The sequence below is a fragment of the Micromonospora sp. NPDC023956 genome (genome assembly GCF_040639195.1).
GTDB lineage: Bacteria > Actinomycetota > Actinomycetes > Mycobacteriales > Micromonosporaceae > Micromonospora.
In genome coordinates this window covers 138,474-155,096 of the sequence record NZ_JBEZZN010000005.1, presented here as the reverse complement: position 1 = coordinate 155,096, position 16,623 = coordinate 138,474, and the positions used below count along the sequence as shown (strand labels likewise).

Sequence of the window (16,623 nt, the reverse complement as noted above, 5' to 3'; positions counted from 1 at the left end):
CCGGGGAAGGAACCCTGATGACCGTTTCGACCGTGCCGGTCGCGAAGTCGGCGGGCGCCGACGAACCCGCCCGGCCCACCCGTCCGCCGCGCGGGTCGGGCCGGGTGCGGGAGTGGTGGCTGGGGGCCGCCCTGGTGCTCCCCGCCCTGGCCCTCGTGGTGGTGTTCAAGCTGGTGCCCCTGGTCCGAGGAGTGATCACCAGCCTCGAGTCGTCCAGCGGGTTCGACGGCGGATCGTTCGCCGGGGCGGACAACTACACCCGGATGCTCGACGACCCGATGGTGCTCACCAGCTTCCGCAACGCCCTGCTGGTGGTCGCCACCCTGCCGTTCTGGGTGGTGATCCCGCTGGTCCTGGCGGTCTTCATCCACCAGCGGGCGCCGGGCTGGAAGTTCTTCCGGGCCGTCTACTTCGTCCCGTACACCATCGCGCCGATCGTGGTCGGCATCATGTTCCGGCAGATCCTCGCGCCGGACGGGCCGATCAACGCCCTGCTGCGCACGGTCGGCCTGGAGCCGCTGGCCCTCGAATGGCTCAACGGCCGGTGGACGGCGATCTTCTCGCTCGTCGCGGTGGCGCTGTGGAGCTTCTTCGGGCTCGGGGTGATGACCTACCTGGCCGGCCTCTCCACCATTCCCGACGAGGTGCTGGAGGCCGCCTACCTGGACGGGGCCAGCTTCTGGCGGCGCCTGTTCTCGGTGGTGGTGCCGATGCTGCGCCCGACGGTGGCCTACTGGAGCGTGCTCTGCGCGTCCGGCGTGCTGATCTGGCTGTTCCCGCTGATCTACGCGTTGACCCAGGGCGGCCCCGGGGACGCCACGATGATGCCGGAGTACCTGGTCTTCCTCACCACCTTCCAGTTCCTCGACCGGGGCTACGGCTCGGCCATCGGCATCGCGCTGTTCGTCTTCGTCGCCCTGCTGTCCGTGTTCAGCGTGCGGCACATGTTCACAGAGGGGACCCGTAAGCCGCGATGAACACGCACGCCGCCCGGATCGGGCGTTACCTGTTGACCTTCGCGCTGGTGGTCGTCGCGGTCGCGGCGCTCTACCCGCTGCTGTTCACCGTGGTCAGTTCCCTCAAGACGCAGACCGGCTTCGCCCGGGACCCGCTCGGCCTGCCGACCAGCGGGATCACCCTGGAGAACTACCTCGAGGCGTTCCGCCGGATGGACATGCCCCGGCTGCTGCTGAACTCGCTGGTCACCACCGTGGGCGGGCTGGTGCTGTCGGTGCTGGCCGCGCTGCTGGTCGCGTACGTGGTGACCAAGCTGCGGTTCCGGGGCGGGAAGCTGGTCTTCCTGCTGATCATCGTCTCGCTGACCATCCCCAGCCAGGCGATCATCTACCCGCTCTACCAGACCGTGCTGGACCTCGGCATGTCCGGCGAGTACCAGGGGCTGATCCTGGCCTACGCCGCCTTCGGGCTGCCGCTGGGCACCTACCAGCTGGCCGGGTACTTCCAGCAGATCCCGGACGAGCTGATCGAGGCGGCCCGGGTGGACGGGGCCGGGCACTTCACCGTCCTGTTCCGGCTGCTCACCCCGATCGCCGCCCCGGCGCTGGCGGCACTGGCCATCTTCAACTTCGTCTGGATGTGGAACGACCTGCTGCTCCCCCTGGTGATCATGGGCGGTTCGGACAGCAAGACCCTGATGGTCGGGGTGTCCCTGCTCAGCGGCCAGTACGACGTCTCGGTGCCGCTGGTCAGCGCGGGCCTGATCGTCGCCCTGCTCCCGGTGCTCATCATCTACCTGGTCTTCCAGCGGCAACTGGTCTCCGGCGCCCTCGCCGGCTCGGGCAAGTGAGCCCGTCCGACACCGATCCCGCCCCGGTCGACACCACCCCGGGCCCGGCCGGCACCACCCCGGGCCCGGCCGGCACCACCCCGGGCCCGGCCGGCACCACCCCGGGCCCGGCCGGCACCACTTCCGGCCCGGCCGACGCCGCTCCCGGCCCGGCCGACGCCGCTCCCGGCCCGGCCGACGCCGGGCCGGGGGTGCAGGTGTGCCACCTGTACCGGCTCCGGCCCGGGGCGGAGGAGGAGTACGAGCGGCGGCACGCCGCGATCTGGCCGGAGCTGTCGGCGCTGCTCGACTCGGCGGGCGTCTACGACTACCACATCCACCGGCACGGGCTGCTGCTCGTCTGCGTGCTGCGCACCCGGCACGGGTTCCGGCACGCCAGCCGGGTCACCGGGGCGTCGGCCGTGCAGCGGCGGTGGACGGAGTCCCTGGCGCACCTGTTCGCCGAGGTCGCCGACGCCGACGGCGAGCCGCTCTGGGCGTATCCCGTCTTCCACCACGCCGGCCGGCCCCCGGAGGGCTGAGCGTGGTCGGCGACGACGTGGCCCGGTGGGATCTCCCACCGGGCCACGTGGCCGCGTGCCCCGGAGCGGGCCGCGCTCCGACGCTCAGACCGCGTACGCGACCGAACCGTCGGCGCGCAGCGGGATGCGGGTCAGCGGCCGACCGGTCAGGTCCAGCGGGGCGGGGTCGTCGAGGTCGAGGGTCACCCCGAGTCCCGGCTCCTCGGGCACCGGCAGCCAACCGCCCTGCCGGCGGACGCAGGCCCGCGCGGGGCCGTCGGCGAGCTGGTCGTCCACCGGGGAGTACTCCTGGGTCACGAAGTTCGGGATGGCCGCGTCCAGGTGCACCGAGGCCATGGTCAGCAGCGGCCCGAGACAGTTGTGGCTGACCACGGCGGCGTGGTGCGCCTCGGCCAGCGCGGCGATCTTGCGGGCGTGGCTGATCCCGCCGGCCAGCCCCAGGTCGGGTCGGACGTACTGGGCGCCCCCCTGGGCGAGCAGCTCCCGGAACTCCCAGATGGTGTGCAGCCGTTCCCCGTTGGCCATCGGCACCCCGAGCGCCCGCCGGGCCACGGCCGCCTGGCTGCTGATGCTGTCGATCTGCACCGGGTCCTCGACCAGCAGCGGCAGGTGCCGGGCCAGCGCCGGCACCACCGCCTCCGCCTGCAACGGGGTGAGCTTGCGGTGCAGCTCGATCAGCAGGTCCACGTCGGGGCCGACGGTGTCGCGGACCGCCGCGGTGGTGGCCTCGGTGGCCGTGACCAGCCGGGCCTGGGACAGGTCGGCGTAGTCGGCGGGGAGCGGGTCGAACTTGACCGCGGTGAAGCCGTCGGCCACCGCCGCCGCGGCCTGCGCGGCCAGCGTCTCCGCCCCGGTGCCGGGCAGCAGCAGGTGCAGCCGGACCCGGTCGCGTACCCGGCCACCCAACAGCTGCCAGACCGGCACCCCGAGTCGCTTGCCGAGCAGGTCCCACAGGGCGATGTCCACGGCGGAGACGGCGGCGGTGAGCACCGAGCCCCGGAACGGGCCCATCCGGTAGAGGTGGTGCCAGTGGTGCTCGATCCGGTTCGGGTCCGCGCCGAGCAGGTGCGGCCGGAACGCCTCCACCACGGCGTGCACGGCGGTGGGGTAGCCCCAGCAGGCGGACTGGCCCACGCCGACCAGACCGTCCGACGTCCGCACCTGGACGAAGTGCGCGTCACCCCGCACCACCGACTCGACGGCGGTGATCTCCATGCCTGCCCCCAAATTAGAGACTAATAACGGCCAGAAACTTGCTCTTGCACTCTTCCATAGCGTTGCGCCGCTGGTCTAGGCTCCGATGCGAACGAGCCGGAATAAGGCTCTAACTACCACTGGGGGTGTGATGGGTCTGCCGGACGACTATCGGCTGATGGCCCGGATCCGCCGGTTCGAGGAGCGGTTGACCGCTCTGAAGGACGCCGGTGAGATCCCGGGTTCGATCCACCTGTGCAACGGGCAGGAGGCGATCCCGGTCGGTGCGGCCCGTGCCCTGCGCGACGGCGACCACGTGACCGCGACGTACCGGGGCCACGGCTGGGCCATCGCCCGGGGCGTGGACCTGGTCGGGCTCTTCGCCGAGATGATGGGACGCGACTCGGCGCTGTGCGGCGGCCGGGCCGCCTCGCCGTACCTGACCGACCCGGGCCGCTGGTTCATCGGCGAGAACTCCATCGTGGGCGCGGGCGTCCCGGTCGCCGCCGGCGCGGCACTGACCGCCCAGCGCACCGGCAGCGGGGCGGTCTCCGTGGTCAGCATCGGCGACGGCGCGATGAACCAGGGCAACGTGCACGAGGCGCTCAACCTCGCCGCCGTGCTCGACCTGCCGCTGGTGCTGGTCGTGGAGAACAACGTCTACTCCGAGATGTCCCGGATCGAGGACATGGTGCGGATCCGCCAGCTCGCCGAGCGGGCCCCTGCCTACGGTGTGCCCGGCCGGGTGGTCGACGGCAACGACTGCGACGCCGTCGCCGAGGCGGTCACCGAGGCGGTCACCCGCGCCCGCGAGGGCGGCGGACCGTCCATCGTGGAGGCGATGACCGAGCGGCTGGTCGGTCACTACAGCGGCGACGTGCAGCACTACCGGCCGGCCGGCGAGATCGCCGCCGCCCGGGAACGCGAGCCCCTGGCCCGGATCCGGCAGGCCGCCGACGCCGACCTGGCCGCCCGGCTCGACGTCGTCGACGCCGAGGTGGCCGCCGAGATCGAGGCCGCCGTGACCGCCGCCCGCGCCGTGCCGTTCCCGGACCCGGCGACCGTCAAGGAGCACGTCCATGTCTGAGTCCCTGCGCTACATCCAGGCCGTCAACGCCGCGCTCAGCTGGGCGCTGGACAGCCGGGAGGACACCGTCTATTTCGGTGAGGACGTCGCCCTGCCCGGCGGGCCGTTCGGCGCGACCAAGGGGCTGCACAAGCGGTTCGGCTCCGCGCGGATCTTCGACACCCCCATCTCCGAGACCGGGTTCCTCGGCATGGCGCTGGGGGCGGCCATGACCGGCCTGCGGCCGATCGCCGAGATCATGTACGCGGACTTCTCGTTCGTGGCGATGGACCAGTTCGTCAACCAGATCTCCACCATCCGGTACGCCAGCAACGGCCGGTGGAAGGCCCCGCTGGTGATCCGGATGCAGCAGGGCTACTCGCCCGGCGCCTGCGCCCAGCACTCGCACTCCCCGGAGGCGTACTTCGCGCACACCCCCGGGCTGCGGATCGCGCTGCCGGCCACGCCGGACGACGCGTACCAGATGTTGCGCACGGCCGTGACCAGCGACGACCCGGTGGTGGTCGCCGAGGCCCGGATGCTCTACCCGACGCGCGGGCCGGTCCGCACCGACGCCCCGGTCGAGCCGGTCGGCGGCGCGCGGGTGGTGCGTCCCGGTGGCGACGTCACCGTGGTCTCCTGGTCGCGGATGGTGTCGGCGTCGGTGGACGCCGCCGGCACCCTCGCCGAGGAGGGCATCGAGGCGGAGGTGATCGACCTGCGCTGGCTCAACCCGTTGGACTTCGACACCGTCGCCGCCTCGGTGGCCCGTACCGGCCGGCTGGTCGTGGCCCACGAGGCGAACCTGACCGGCGGCTTCGGCGCGGAGATCGCCGCCCGCGCGGCGGCCGAGTGCTTCGCCGACCTGCGTGCCCCGGTGGCCCGGGTGGGCCTGCCGGACCTGCCGATGCCGGCCGCCCCCGCGCTCCAGGCCGCCGTGGTGCCCGAGGCCGCCGACGTGGTGGCCGCGGTGCGGCGGACGGTCGGTCGATGACCAGCCCCACCCCCTCGGCCGGTCGGGAATCGCCGGCCGGTCCCACCCCCTCGGCCAGCAGAGCGGCCGGTCCCACCCCGTCGGCCGGTCTGCTGGCCGGCCGACGGGTGGTGGTCGTCGGCGGCGCCTCCGGCATCGGCCTGGCCACCGTGCGGGCCGCCGCCGGAGCCGGCGCGGCGGTCGCCGTCCTGGACGCCGACGGTGACGGTGCGGCAGCCGCCGCCGCCGACGCCCGCTCCGCCGGGGCGACCGCCTGCGCGCACCGGGTGGACGTGACCGTCGAGGACGAGGTCGCCACCGCCCTCGACGCCGCCGCCGCCGACCTGGGCGGCGTCGATGCCGTGCTGCACGTGGCCGGCGTGATGCTCGGGCAGGGGCGGGACGTGCGGGACGTCCCGGTCGACCTGTGGGCGCGGGTGATCGCGGTCAACCTGACCGGGCCGTTCCTCGTCGCCAAGCACGCCACCCGGCACCTCACCCCCGGCTCCGGTGTGCTGGTGCTGGTCGGATCGAAGGCCGGCGTGCTCACCGGCTCGGGCTCGGTACCCTACGGCGCGAGTAAGGGAGGGTTGCACGGGCTGGCGCTCACCCTCGACCGGCAGCTGCGTCCACAGGGGATCCGGGTGCACACGCTCTGTCCCGGCGACATCGACACACCGCTGATGCGGCGGTCGCTGGACGAGGCGCGGGCCAACGGCACCGATGGGGGACGGGTCGCGGCGATCGAGGCCGCGCTCGGCCGCCCGGAGGACGTGGCGTCGGCGTTGGTGCTGCTGGCGTCGCCGGCCAGCGACGGTGTCGTCGGCACCGTCCACACCGGCTGAGCACCCCACCCGAGGGCGGCGACGACGTGGAGGCAGCACAGTGATCGGCATCATCGGCCCGGAGGACTCGATCCGGCTCGTCCAGGAGGTCGCCGAGGGCGAACAGCGCTCCGCCGACCTCACCGTCCGCGTCTACACGCGGCCGGAGCAGGCCCCTGACCTGGCCCGGGAACTCGACGGGCTGTGCCAGGTGATGCTCTTCACCGGGCGCATCCCGTACACGTTCGCCGCCGCGACCGGCGGACTGCGCGCCGAGATCGACTTCGTGCCGCACGCCGGCATCGACCTCTACCGGACGCTGTCGCGGATGCTGCTGGCCAACGGCGGCCGGCTGCCCCGGGTGAGCGTGGACACCATCGAGGCCGACGTCGTCCGGGAGACCTACCACGACATCGAGCAGGCCCCGCCGACCGAGATCCTGCCCATCGCCGACTCGTCCGGCCTGCTCTTCTCCGGCCTCGACGAGATCACCGCGTACCACCGGGAGCGGTACGCCTCGGGTGCGGTCGAGGCCTGCCTGACCTGCCTCGGGGCGGTGCACCGGGACCTGCGGGACGCCGGGGTGCCGGTCTGGCGCGTCGAGCACACCCGCGCCTCGGTCCGGGACGCGCTGCGCCGCGCCTGGCTCGCCGCCGAGGTACGCCAGTCCCGGGGCACCCAGATCGCGGTGATGATGATCGAGCTGGCCGAGCCGGCCGGCCGGCAGGTCGACCCGTACCAGGCGGAACGGGCGCGGCTACGGCTGCGCGAGGCGCTGCTGGAGCACGCCGAGCGGATGCGTGGCCGGCTGGGCGGCATCGACGACCGGACGATGGTCATCACCACCACCCGGGGCACCGTGGAGAGCGCCATCGCCCGGTTCCGGGCCGGACACGCCTCCCTGCTCACCCTGCGCGGCGTCGACGTCGAGCACACCGTCGGCTTCGGGGCCGGCACCACCATCGCCGCCGCCGAGGACAACGCCCGCAAGGCGCTGGCGCTCGGCCGCAGCAGCGGGGACACCCACGTGGTCTTCCCGGACGGGGAGATCTACTCCAGCCGGGAGAGCCCGGTCAAGCAGCGCCTCCGGGAGACCGCGCCGGGCGTCCTGCGGGTCTCCGAGCAGCTCCGGCTCGGGCCGCTCTCCACCCGTCGACTGCTCGAGGCGCTGCACCAGATGGACCCGAACCAGGTGACCGCGCGAGGGCTGGCCGACGCGTACGGGGTGGAGGCCCGCTCCGCCCGCCGGCTGCTCAAGGCGTTGCGGGCGGCGGGCTTCGCCGAGGAGGTCGGGCTGCACGTCAGCACCGGCGCGGGCCGGCCGCAGACCGTCTACCGGGTGGCCATGCAGCGCCTCGGTGAGGCGATCGGGGGTGGCACGTGAGATTCGAGCCCACCTACCTGGTCACCGCCACCTTCGCCGCCGACGCCGCCGTCCGGCGGGAACCGCACCGCGCCGCCCACCTCGCCCACGTGGCGTCCCTGCTGGCCGACGGCACCGCCCTGGTCGCCGGGGCGCGGGCCGACCTGGGTGCCTCCGTCCTCGTCCTGCGGGCCGCCGACGCCGACGCGGCACGCGCCCGCTGTGCACACGATCCGTACTGGCAGCACGGGGTCTGGACGGCCATCGAGGTGGTCGAGTACCTCGCCGCCACCCCGCAGTCCCTCGGGAGGTCATGATGTCGCAGTACCGCCGGATCGCCGGGATCCGGGTGCACGGCGCCGAGTCCGCGCCGTACGCCGCCCGGTTGGTGGAGGAGGCCCTCGGTCGGGCGCCCGAGGGGGTGCCGGTCCGCTTCGACGTCGACCCGGCCCTGCCCGAGGGGGGCTACCGGATCGAGGTGCCCGAGACCGGCGGGATCCGGCTCGTCGGCGACCCCTTCGCCGGGCTGGTGTACGCCGCCCGGGAACTGGCCGACCTGGCCACCCCGGCCGGCGTGCCGGTGGGCGTCCGGACCGGGTCGCCGGGCCTGCCGCTGCGCACCCTGTGGACCTGGGACCACTCCACCAACTGGGACCTGCGCCAACTCGGCCAGCAGGAGATCGGCGCGCTCAACCCGTACGCGAAGTCGGCGGAGGCGTTCGGCGCGGACTACCGGCGGCTGGTCGACTTCTGTAGCCGGGAGCGGATCGGCGGCATCGTCGTGTACGGGTTGCTGCGCGACGCCCACGGCGGCGTCGAGGCGGCCCGGGAGCTGTGCGAGTACGCCAACCAGCGCGGCGTGCGGATCGTCGCCGGCATCGGGGTCAACGCCTACGGCGGCATCTACTTCGACGGCCGGCACCGCTACAACCTCGCCACCTGGCTGCGCCAGCGCCCCGACCTCGCCGCCGAACTGCCGAAGAAGGTCGGCTTCGACATCGACGAGTTCGGCGACCTGCACTTCCCGGCCAGCGAGTACATGATGGCCGCCTGCCCGTCCCAGCCGGACAACCTGGCCTGGCACCGCGACGCCGTGGACTGGCTGCTGGACACCCTGCCGGTGGGCGGGATCAACTTCGAGACCGGCGACTACGGCAGCTGCGCCTGCGCCCGGTGCGCCGCCCGCACCGGCGGCGAGCGCACCTCGTGGTCGTACGAGGCGATGCGGTCGGTGTACCCGACGTTGCTGGACACCGCCCGCCGGACCGGGCCGGGCGGCGTGCCGCTGCGGCACCTGGTCGAGGTCTACTGGGACAACATCTTCGACCTCGACGCGCAGCAGCCCCTCGCGGACCTGCCCGACGACGTGGCGTACCAGTACTGCGTGAACCGTGGATTCTGGTACGACAACCGGGACCGGCTCACCGCCGACCACGTCGAGCGGCTCCCGCACACCACCAACGTGCTGCGCACCCACGCCGGGTCGCAGTGGAACCGGCAGCGGCACTCCTGGGTGCCGGAGATGTACGCCGACATGGCCACCCGCTCCGGCGCGGCCGGGCTGCGCGGGCTGACCATCTTCGCCGAGCCCTCCGCGTACCACCCGACGAACGAGGTCAGCTACCTCGCGTACGCCCGGTTCACCTGGAACCCGGAGCTGGCCTGGGCGGACTTCTGGCGCGACGACGTCGCTCCCCGGTTCGGCGGCCCGGCGGAGGCGCAGGCGTTCGCCGACGGCGCGGCGGTGCTGGACGATCCGGCCGCGACGGCGGACGCGCTCGACGGTGTCCGGTCCGACGCTCTGGCCATGGTCGCCACCACCGGTGGGGACGTACAGCGCCGGTGGCTGTGGCTGGCCGAACGCGCCGCCCGTCACGCCCACTCCGCCGCCTGACGACTCCTGGTCGGCCCCGCCCGTCACTCCGGCCCGGCGCACGCACCACGTGCGGCAGGTCGGGGTGACGGGGCGTCAGGACGGCCGGGCGCGGCGGCCGGTCGGCTACCGGGCCACCGGCTGCGGGTGGTCCGCCTCGAACCGGGCGCGGGTGAGGAAGGCCAGCTGGGCGCGCTTGTCGGGCATGTCGACCTCGTCGTCGAAGGTGAAGCCCTCCCGCTCCAGCCGGCGCAGGGCCAGCTCGTTGCGCACGTCGGGCTCGACCACGATGCGGTGGTGCGCCGGGTCGCGGAACAGGAACCGGGCCAGGGCCGGTCCGATGGCGGTGGTCAGGCCGCGTCCCGTGCCGGGTGGCGGGGACAGCAGCAGGTGCAGGCCGATGTCGCCGGGCCGCACCTCGTACCGTTCGCCGACCGGGTCGGCCGCCGGCTCGTACGTCTGGAACAGGCCCACCGGCTCGTCGTCCAGCAGGATCAGGTAGGCGTGGTGGGTGGTGAGTCCGTCGATGAACTCGTAGACCTCGCGGACGTCGTCGGGGGTGTAGGAGCCCATGCCCCAGTACACTGCCCGGGGCTGGGTGACCCAGCCGTGCAACAGTCCGGCGTGGACCGGGGGGTCCACCGGTGTCAGCGACAGTGTGCCGAAGCCGGGGATCGTCTCCTGGTACATCACGTGCCTCATCTCATGGTCTTGCGGGTCGTCCGGTGCGTGGCAGGACGCCTCTCCCCAGAACCGATCGTTTTAGGTTAGCCTTGCCTAACTGGGCAGGACTGTACGGGAGGACCGCGTGAAACGGAACTGGGAAGCCCTGGTGCTCAAGGCCATGGGAGGCAGGGATTTCCGGCTGACCGTGCTCGAGTCCGAGTCGGTGAACGCGCGCTACCAACGCCTGCTCGTCGACGGCGGCGGGCTGCTGGAGACGTGCGGCGTGCACCCCACGATGTGGGTCCGGCTGTGGTTCGACAACGACGGCAAGGCGCACCAGCGCGCGTACACCCTGGTCGACCCGGACCCGGCGACCGGACGGTTCCACCTGGAGTTCGCCCTGCACGACGGCCTCGCCGCCCGCTGGGCCACCGGCGTCCGTCCGGGCGACACCATCGACGCCACCGTCCAGGGCACCGGGTTCTCCCTGCCCGACCCCGCTCCGCGTCACCTCTACCTGATCGGCGACGCCGCGTCCCTGCCGGCGGTCAACAGCCTGCTCGACCACGCCGGGGACGTGCCCGGCACGGTCTGGCTGGAGTACGCCCACGAGGACGAGCAGGCGTTGACCCCGCGCGCCCGGGGACACCACAAGGTGATGTGGGTGCCCCGCCTGGACGGCGGCCGGCACCTGGTCGACACGGTGTGCGCGGCGATCCCGCCGGACACCGAGGGGGCGTACTACTGGGTCGCCTGCGAGGCGGGCAGCAACCGGAGCATCGCCCGCCACCTCCGGCGCGGCCTGGGTGCCGACAAGCAGCAGGTCTCCGCGCTCGCCTACTGGACCGCCCGGTGACCCCAGCCGTCCACCCCGGCCGGCCGACCGGCGGTGCCCGGTGACCGTCACACCCACCACGGCCGGCCCCCCGACCCGCGACGACGTCGTGGCGAACCGGTTGCCGACCCGCTGGCTCATCCTCGGCGTGCTCAGCCTCGCCCAACTGGTCGTGGTGCTCGACAACACCGTGCTCACCGTGGCGGTGCCGGCGCTCACCCGGGACCTGAACGCCAGCACCGCCGACATCCAGTGGGTGATCAACGCGTACGCCCTGGTGCAGTCCGGCCTGCTGCTCACCGCCGGCAGCACGGTCGACCGCTACGGCCGTCGGCGGATGCTGGTGGCCGGGCTCGTCCTGTTCGGGCTCGCCTCACTCGCCGCCGCGGGCGCGCAGTCCAGCGGGCAGCTGATCGCCGCCCGAGCCGGCCTCGGCATCGGCGGCGCCCTCCTGGTCACCGGCACCCTGGCGGTTGCCATGCAGGTCTTCGACGCCGAGGAACGACCCCGGGCCATCGGCATCTGGGCGGCGGTCAGCGCGCTCGGCTTCGCCGCCGGGCCGCCGGTGGGCGGGTTCGTCCTCGTGCACTTCGACTGGCCGGCCATCTTCCTGCTCAACGTGCCGATCGTGCTGCTCTGCGTGGCCGCCGTCGCGCTGCTGGTCCCCGAGTCGCGCGGGGCCACCGGCGGGCGCCTCGACCTGGTCGGGGCGGTGCTCTCCACCGCCGGTCTGACCGCGCTGGTCTACGCGGTCATCCGTGGCCCCGAGGACGGCTGGGGTGCCCCGTCGGTGCTCGGCGCGGCCCTGGCCGGAGTGGCGCTGGTCGGCCTCTTCGTCGGCTGGGAGCGGCGCAACCCGCACCCCATGCTCGACATGGACCTCTTCCGGGACCGGCGGTTCGTCGGTGCCGTGGCCGGCGTCGTCCTGATCACCTTCGGCAGCGCGGGCGCACTGTTCCTGCTGGCCCAGCAGTTGCAGTTCGTCCGGGGTCACTCGGCCTGGGAGGCCGGCCTGCGGATGGTGCCGTTCGCGTTGACCGTGGTCCTGCTCAACCTGGTCGGCGTCACCGCCCGCCTGATCCGGGCGCTCGGCACCCCGGCGGCCATCGCCGCCGGCATGGCGTCGCTGGCCGCCGGGCTCGTGGTCGCCGCGCACGCCCCGATCGACGACTACGGCGTACTGCTCGCCGGTCTGGTGCTGATGGGTGCCGGCTGCGCGGTGGCCAACCCGGCCATCGTGGAGGCGGTGATGAGCGCGATTCCCGCCGACCGGGCCGGTGCGGGGGCCGGTGTGGACGGAACCATGACGGAGGTCGGCGCCAGCCTCGGGGTGGCCGTACTCGGCGCGGTGATGAACGCGCGGTTCACGGCGGCGCTGCCGGTCGCCGTGGCCGGTGCCGCCTCGTTCCCGGCCGCCATGTCCGCCGCCCGGAGCGAACCCGAACGCCAGTCGGTCGCCGAGGCGTTCTCCTCGGCCGTGGTGGTCGGCCAGACCGTCGGCGCGGTCGCCGTCCTGGTCGGCGGCCTGCTGGCCGCCCTGCTCCTGCACCGCGCGGCCCGCCCGGTCGACTGAGGCCGGATCGGACCTGGCCGGACGTGGGGGTACCCCCACGCGCCGACCGGCCCGGACGCCGGGACCGGTCGGACGGTGCCGGGTCGACGACCTCGGGGGACGGCGGCCCGGCCGGCGGATCTGCCGCAGGCGCTCATCCGGGTCCGACTCAGTGCCGGACGGTGAACCGGACGTCCTGACCCAGGTAGTCGATCTCGTACAGCACCCGGTACGGTGCGCCGTCCGGCACGTCGGCGGCGAGGACCACCGGGCGGGACCGGGGGCCGTGGGAGCAGGCCGTCACCGGCTCGGTGGCGACCGGCTCGCTGCCGTCGGTGGGGTAGAAGATGACGAGGAAGTCCTGACAGCGGTCCGCCGGTGCGGCCACGTCCACGACGTGCGAGACGCTGATGGTCGTGCAGGCCGGGTTCTCGGGGACGGTGAGCAGTACGGTGGCCACCCGGCCGCCGGCGTAGAAGTCGGACTCGGGCCGGAGCGGGGTGCAGCCGTGCGCCGCCTGCCCCGGCGTCGAGCCCGGTCGTGCCTGGGCGGTGCCCGGTGCCGCCAGCCCGGGGGCGAGGAGTGCGATCAGACCGGTCACCGTTGCCAGCGGGCGGATTCTGCGATTCATGGTCGTTTCCTTTCGGAGAGAGCGTTCACCCAGACCGTCTCCCCGACCCGGCCGATCGTTCGTGTCAGATCGACGACACCGTCGGCCCTGGTGGTCCCTCCGGTACGCCGGAAGCGCGCCGGACGTGGCTCTCACACCGGACGATCGCCCGGCACGAGGTGGCCAGCAGCAGCCCCAGTCCGGCGGCCATGACCGGCAGGCCGACGCCGAAGGGCAGCTGCGCCACCGGGTTCAGCGCGGTCTGCTCGCCGACGACGGCGAAGCTGGCCGCCACCACCGCGAGGCTGGTGACCAGGGTCCCGACGGCGGCGACCATCCCGGTCATCGCCGCCGCCGTGCTGCCCCGCGCCAGCAGGGCCGCTCCGGCCGCGACCAGCAACCATCCGAAGGTGAGCAGGGTCCAGCCACCCCCGTCGCTCAGCGACGCGTACGCCCAGCCGGAGAAGGACCACTGGTAGCCGCTGCCCTTGCGGAACCAGGGCAGCAGGTACCCGGCGAGGGTGAGCAGGGTGGCCACGAGCATGCCACCGTCGACGGCGAGCAGCGGCGGCCGGGACTTCTGCGCGGGCGTGGACATGCCGTCCTCCTGGTCCGGTGCGGTGCGACAGCGACGCTGCCCCGGCGGTCAAGCGCCGTCGGGCCCGTTCCGCAGCTCGTCGGGGAGGAGGAACGTCCCGTCGGAGGCCCGGGGCAGCGGGGTCACGGCGGTGACGGCGTCGAGGTTGAGCGGCCCGTAGACGTGCGGGAACACCACCCCCGGGGCCACCTCGTCGTCGCGGACCGGCGCGGTGAGCCGGTCCGGGTCGATGTGCAGCAGCAGGAGCGGACCGGCGTCGGCGTAGAAGGCCTCGGCCACGCCGAGGATCTGCTCGCGCCGCGAGGCGTGGATGAAGCCTTCGTCGGCCAGGGTCCGGCCCCGGGTGGACACCCGGTAGTCCCCGGCCTCGCGGGCCCGCTGCCAGTCCGCCGCCTCGGCGATGTGGAAGAGCACAGCCGGACGGTACCGGACGCCCCGCCGGCCCGCCCGACGCCGTGCTCCCGGTCGCCCGTCCTGGTGCGGTACCTCCCGGTCGCGCCCGGCAGACGCCGGAAAACCCGTTGAAGGACGGGCGCGCAACGGGGAGAAAGGGAGACATGACTCCTGAGACGGTGGTGCGGTTGCTGGCGGAGCCGGATCGGCTGCGGGTGCTCGGCGCGGTCGCGCTCGGGGCGGTGACGCCCGACGCGGTCGTGGCGGCCTCCGGCCTCGGTGCGAAGGCGGCGCTGGTGGCGCTGCGCCGGCTACGCGAGCAGGAACTCCTCGTCGAGGAGGGCGACGTCCTCCGGGTGGACTACGACCGGCTGCGTGGGCTGGCGCGCGGCACGTCGTCCGCCGCCACCGGGGCCGGCGGTGCGGGCGGGTTCCGGCCGTTCCTGCGCGGCGACCGCCTGGTCAGTCTCCCGGCACACCAGGGCCGCCGCCGGGACGTGCTGTGCCACGTCGCCGAGCGGTGCTTCACGGCCGGCGTCGACTACCCGGAGAAGACCGTCGACGAGCAGCTCCGCGCCTGGTGCGACGGGGGAGAGGTCGACCACGTCACCGTCCGGCGGTACCTGATCGACCTGCGGATCCTCTCCCGGGCGGACGGCGTGTACCGGCTCGGCCCGGAGCCGGCCGGCGAACCCGGCCCGGCGGAACGGCACGTGCGGGCGATGGGCCTGAGCTGACGAGGCCTCCGCTCGCGGTCGCGCGGGGCGGTCAGAAGGCGTACGGCCCGAAGCGGCCCCAGGCGACGAACACGAGCAGGGCGACCAACACCACGTTCCGCAGGACCGGGCCGACCTCCCGACGCAGGGCGTGCGTGACGACCGCGCCGACCATGATGACCAGCAGCCCGACGGCGGCCAGTGGCACGAGTACCGGGGCGATGTCGAGCAGGCCGGGGAGGACCAGCCCGAACGCGGCCAGCACCTCCGCCGCGCCGATGAACCTGATCAGGCCGGGCGGCAACGGCTCCAACGCCTCCATGCCGTTGCGGAGGAGGTGCTCCTTGGGGCGGGCCAGCTTGATGCCGCCGATCACCAGGAAGACGGCGGCCAGCAGACCCGCGGTGACCCACAGGGCGACGTTCATGTCCGAGCCCTTCGAGGAAGCCGTTCGAGATGGTTGACCAGCACGCGGAACCGTAGCAGACCAGGTGCCGTCCGGCGGTCCGTCCACGCCGGACGGTCGGCCGACGCGCTCGGCGGCGGGGGCCCGGAAAATGCGGTGCCGTCGGGTGCGCCGGCGGATAGCGTCCGGCCATGCCACCTTCCCGCATCCGCCCCCCGTTCGTGGCCGACGAGCGCACCCAGCTCGTCGGCTGGCTCGACCTGCAACGGGCGATCGTCCACCACAAGTGCGAGGGACTCGCCGACGCCGACGCGCACCGGGCCGTGCTGCCCACCTCGCCGCTGATGACGGTGGCGGGGATCGTCTCGCACCTGCGCTGGGTCGAGCAGAGCTGGTTCGAGATCCTCTTCCTGGGCCGTCCGGCCACCGGGCCGCAGTTCCAGGAGGAACCGGAGGACGCCGACATGCGGGTCGAGGGCGTCCCCCTCGCCCGACTGCTGGCCGAGTACGACCAGCAGTGCGCGATCTCGAACGAGATCGTCGCCGCCCATCCGCTCGACGAGGTGGGCCGGCATCCGGACTACCGGTCCGCCGCCGCGAGCCTGCGCTGGATGCTGATCCACATGGTCGAGGAGACCGCCCGGCACGCCGGCCACCTCGACACGATCCGCGAGCTGCTCGACGGAGAGAAGAGCTACTACTGACCCTCCACCACCGCCAGCGGGTCGCCCCCGGACCGGCGGCTCCCTACCATCACCTGATGGACACGACATGGGAGCCGACGGCTCCCGGGGTGCTGCGCCTGCCGTCGGGCCGGCTGGTCCGGGGGCGCGGGCTGCGGGCCGGACTGCCGGCCGGGCCGGCCCCGACCTTCGCCGTCTACCTGCTCGGCGCGACGCCGCCCCCGGTGGACTGGGAGAGCCGCTGGCTGCCCTGGCCCGACTTCCGGCTGCCCCGGGACCGGGCCGCCGTCGGCCCGCTGCTGCGCGAGGCGTGGGACCGGTCGGCGACCGAGCGGGTGGAGGTGGCCTGCCACGGCGGTCGGGGCCGCACCGGTACCGCCCTGGCCTGCCTCGCGGTCATCGACGGGGTGCCGCCGGGCGAGGCGGTGGCGTTCGTCCGGCGGCACTACCACCGGCACGCGGTCGAGACGTTCTGGCAGAAGCGCTACGTGGCGGGCTTCCGTCCCACCGGTACGGACGGCTGACCGTCCGGGCGCGGGGCCG

20 protein-coding genes are annotated in these 16,623 nt (G+C 73.7%); 14 read left to right on the top strand and 6 right to left on the bottom strand.

Annotation, left to right across the window (positions count from 1 at the left end):
• Positions 1–17 precede the first annotated feature (17 nt).
• From AB0F58_RS12860 to AB0F58_RS12850, 3 genes are read left to right on the top strand one after another with little or no spacing between them, the layout of a single operon-like run.
• Positions 18–977, top strand: a complete 960-nt coding sequence (locus tag AB0F58_RS12860; RefSeq protein ID WP_357142190.1) for a sugar ABC transporter permease — start codon at positions 18–20, stop codon at positions 975–977.
• The gene (locus tag AB0F58_RS12855; protein WP_357142188.1) at positions 974–1,807 is read left to right on the top strand and encodes a carbohydrate ABC transporter permease; all 834 of its coding nucleotides are present in this window, start codon (positions 974–976) and stop codon (positions 1,805–1,807) included. The genes AB0F58_RS12860 and AB0F58_RS12855 overlap by 4 nt, the downstream gene beginning before the upstream one ends.
• On the top strand, positions 1,804–2,328 hold the full coding sequence (locus tag AB0F58_RS12850; RefSeq protein WP_357142186.1) for an L-rhamnose mutarotase: 525 nt from the start codon (positions 1,804–1,806) through the stop codon (positions 2,326–2,328). The genes AB0F58_RS12855 and AB0F58_RS12850 overlap by 4 nt, the downstream gene beginning before the upstream one ends.
• Positions 2,329–2,412: 84 nt before the next feature.
• Here AB0F58_RS12850 and AB0F58_RS12845 read toward each other — a convergent pair whose 3' ends face one another.
• Complete coding sequence (locus AB0F58_RS12845) at positions 2,413–3,543, bottom strand: mandelate racemase/muconate lactonizing enzyme family protein (RefSeq protein ID WP_357142184.1); 1,131 nt, start codon at positions 3,541–3,543, stop codon at positions 2,413–2,415.
• A gap of 130 nt (positions 3,544–3,673) precedes the next feature.
• Between AB0F58_RS12845 and AB0F58_RS12840 the strand changes: the two genes are divergently transcribed.
• The 6 genes from AB0F58_RS12840 to AB0F58_RS12815 are packed head-to-tail and all read left to right on the top strand — an operon-like array spanning position 3,674 to position 9,642.
• Complete coding sequence (locus AB0F58_RS12840) at positions 3,674–4,609, top strand: thiamine pyrophosphate-dependent dehydrogenase E1 component subunit alpha (RefSeq protein WP_357142182.1); 936 nt, start codon at positions 3,674–3,676, stop codon at positions 4,607–4,609.
• Positions 4,602–5,582 carry a transketolase C-terminal domain-containing protein gene (locus AB0F58_RS12835; protein ID WP_357142180.1) on the top strand — a complete coding sequence of 327 codons (981 nt, stop codon included), beginning with the start codon at positions 4,602–4,604 and terminating at the stop codon, positions 5,580–5,582. Before AB0F58_RS12840 ends, AB0F58_RS12835 begins: the two co-directional genes overlap by 8 nt.
• Positions 5,579–6,406, top strand: coding sequence for an SDR family oxidoreductase (locus tag AB0F58_RS12830; protein WP_357142178.1), 828 nt, complete (start codon positions 5,579–5,581; stop codon positions 6,404–6,406). The genes AB0F58_RS12835 and AB0F58_RS12830 overlap by 4 nt, the downstream gene beginning before the upstream one ends.
• A gap of 40 nt (positions 6,407–6,446) precedes the next feature.
• On the top strand, positions 6,447–7,769 hold the full coding sequence (locus tag AB0F58_RS12825; RefSeq protein WP_357142176.1) for a hypothetical protein: 1,323 nt from the start codon (positions 6,447–6,449) through the stop codon (positions 7,767–7,769).
• The gene (locus AB0F58_RS12820; protein WP_357142174.1) at positions 7,766–8,065 is read left to right on the top strand and encodes a YciI family protein; all 300 of its coding nucleotides are present in this window, start codon (positions 7,766–7,768) and stop codon (positions 8,063–8,065) included. The genes AB0F58_RS12825 and AB0F58_RS12820 overlap by 4 nt, the downstream gene beginning before the upstream one ends.
• Entirely contained in the window at positions 8,065–9,642 is a 1,578-nt protein-coding gene (locus AB0F58_RS12815) for a hypothetical protein (protein WP_357142172.1), read from the top strand. The genes AB0F58_RS12820 and AB0F58_RS12815 overlap by 1 nt, the downstream gene beginning before the upstream one ends.
• 105 nt (positions 9,643–9,747) lie before the next feature.
• On the opposite strand, the gene AB0F58_RS12810 is transcribed toward AB0F58_RS12815, so the two are convergent.
• Complete coding sequence (locus AB0F58_RS12810) at positions 9,748–10,314, bottom strand: GNAT family N-acetyltransferase (protein ID WP_357142433.1); 567 nt, start codon at positions 10,312–10,314, stop codon at positions 9,748–9,750.
• Between the two features lie 115 nt (positions 10,315–10,429).
• Between AB0F58_RS12810 and AB0F58_RS12805 the strand changes: the two genes are divergently transcribed.
• Positions 10,430–11,143 carry a siderophore-interacting protein gene (locus tag AB0F58_RS12805; protein ID WP_357142170.1) on the top strand — a complete coding sequence of 238 codons (714 nt, stop codon included), beginning with the start codon at positions 10,430–10,432 and terminating at the stop codon, positions 11,141–11,143.
• Between the two features lie 40 nt (positions 11,144–11,183).
• Positions 11,184–12,695, top strand: coding sequence for an MFS transporter (locus AB0F58_RS12800; protein WP_357142168.1), 1,512 nt, complete (start codon positions 11,184–11,186; stop codon positions 12,693–12,695).
• A 148-nt stretch (positions 12,696–12,843) separates the two neighbouring features.
• Here the strand turns inward: AB0F58_RS12800 and AB0F58_RS12795 are convergent, their stop codons facing one another.
• The 3 genes from AB0F58_RS12795 to AB0F58_RS12785 form a co-directional block, all read right to left on the bottom strand.
• A complete protein-coding gene (locus AB0F58_RS12795) occupies positions 12,844–13,305 on the bottom strand; it encodes a hypothetical protein (protein WP_357142167.1) in 462 nt (153 codons plus the stop codon).
• Between the two features lie 64 nt (positions 13,306–13,369).
• Complete coding sequence (locus tag AB0F58_RS12790; protein ID WP_357142165.1) at positions 13,370–13,882, bottom strand: hypothetical protein; 513 nt, start codon at positions 13,880–13,882, stop codon at positions 13,370–13,372.
• A 48-nt stretch (positions 13,883–13,930) separates the two neighbouring features.
• Complete coding sequence (locus tag AB0F58_RS12785) at positions 13,931–14,296, bottom strand: DUF952 domain-containing protein (RefSeq protein ID WP_357142163.1); 366 nt, start codon at positions 14,294–14,296, stop codon at positions 13,931–13,933.
• A 143-nt stretch (positions 14,297–14,439) separates the two neighbouring features.
• Here AB0F58_RS12785 and AB0F58_RS12780 point away from each other — a divergent pair, with 143 nt between their 5' ends.
• Entirely contained in the window at positions 14,440–15,012 is a 573-nt protein-coding gene (locus tag AB0F58_RS12780) for a DUF2087 domain-containing protein (protein ID WP_357142161.1), read from the top strand.
• 31 nt (positions 15,013–15,043) lie between these two features.
• On the opposite strand, the gene AB0F58_RS12775 is transcribed toward AB0F58_RS12780, so the two are convergent.
• Entirely contained in the window at positions 15,044–15,418 is a 375-nt protein-coding gene (locus tag AB0F58_RS12775) for a DoxX family protein (protein WP_357142159.1), read from the bottom strand.
• Positions 15,419–15,588: 170 nt separating this feature from the next.
• On the opposite strand from AB0F58_RS12775, the gene AB0F58_RS12770 reads away from it, so the two are divergent.
• Positions 15,589–16,101 (top strand): DinB family protein, encoded by a 513-nt coding sequence (locus tag AB0F58_RS12770; protein WP_357142157.1) that lies wholly within the window; start codon positions 15,589–15,591, stop codon positions 16,099–16,101.
• A 56-nt stretch (positions 16,102–16,157) separates the two neighbouring features.
• Entirely contained in the window at positions 16,158–16,604 is a 447-nt protein-coding gene (locus AB0F58_RS12765) for a protein phosphatase (RefSeq protein WP_357142155.1), read from the top strand.
• Positions 16,605–16,623 lie beyond the last annotated feature (19 nt).

What these genes read in the sequence shown, in the direction of transcription:
- AB0F58_RS12860 (WP_357142190.1), top strand. Translation starts at nt 18, where the DNA reads ATGACCGTTTCGACCGTGCCGGTCGCGAAGTCGGCGGGCGCCGACGAA.
- AB0F58_RS12855 (WP_357142188.1), top strand. Translation starts at nt 974, where the DNA reads ATGAACACGCACGCCGCCCGGATCGGGCGTTACCTGTTGACCTTCGCG.
- AB0F58_RS12845 (WP_357142184.1), bottom strand. Translation starts at nt 3,543, where the DNA reads ATGGAGATCACCGCCGTCGAGTCGGTGGTGCGGGGTGACGCGCACTTC.
- AB0F58_RS12840 (WP_357142182.1), top strand. Translation starts at nt 3,674, where the DNA reads ATGGGTCTGCCGGACGACTATCGGCTGATGGCCCGGATCCGCCGGTTC.
- AB0F58_RS12835 (WP_357142180.1), top strand. Translation starts at nt 4,602, where the DNA reads ATGTCTGAGTCCCTGCGCTACATCCAGGCCGTCAACGCCGCGCTCAGC.
- AB0F58_RS12830 (WP_357142178.1), top strand. Translation starts at nt 5,579, where the DNA reads ATGACCAGCCCCACCCCCTCGGCCGGTCGGGAATCGCCGGCCGGTCCC.
- AB0F58_RS12815 (WP_357142172.1), top strand. Translation starts at nt 8,065, where the DNA reads ATGTCGCAGTACCGCCGGATCGCCGGGATCCGGGTGCACGGCGCCGAG.
- AB0F58_RS12795 (WP_357142167.1), bottom strand. Translation starts at nt 13,305, where the DNA reads ATGAATCGCAGAATCCGCCCGCTGGCAACGGTGACCGGTCTGATCGCA.
- AB0F58_RS12790 (WP_357142165.1), bottom strand. Translation starts at nt 13,882, where the DNA reads ATGTCCACGCCCGCGCAGAAGTCCCGGCCGCCGCTGCTCGCCGTCGAC.
- AB0F58_RS12780 (WP_357142161.1), top strand. Translation starts at nt 14,440, where the DNA reads ATGACTCCTGAGACGGTGGTGCGGTTGCTGGCGGAGCCGGATCGGCTG.
- AB0F58_RS12775 (WP_357142159.1), bottom strand. Translation starts at nt 15,418, where the DNA reads ATGAACGTCGCCCTGTGGGTCACCGCGGGTCTGCTGGCCGCCGTCTTC.
- AB0F58_RS12770 (WP_357142157.1), top strand. Translation starts at nt 15,589, where the DNA reads ATGCCACCTTCCCGCATCCGCCCCCCGTTCGTGGCCGACGAGCGCACC.
- AB0F58_RS12765 (WP_357142155.1), top strand. Translation starts at nt 16,158, where the DNA reads ATGGACACGACATGGGAGCCGACGGCTCCCGGGGTGCTGCGCCTGCCG.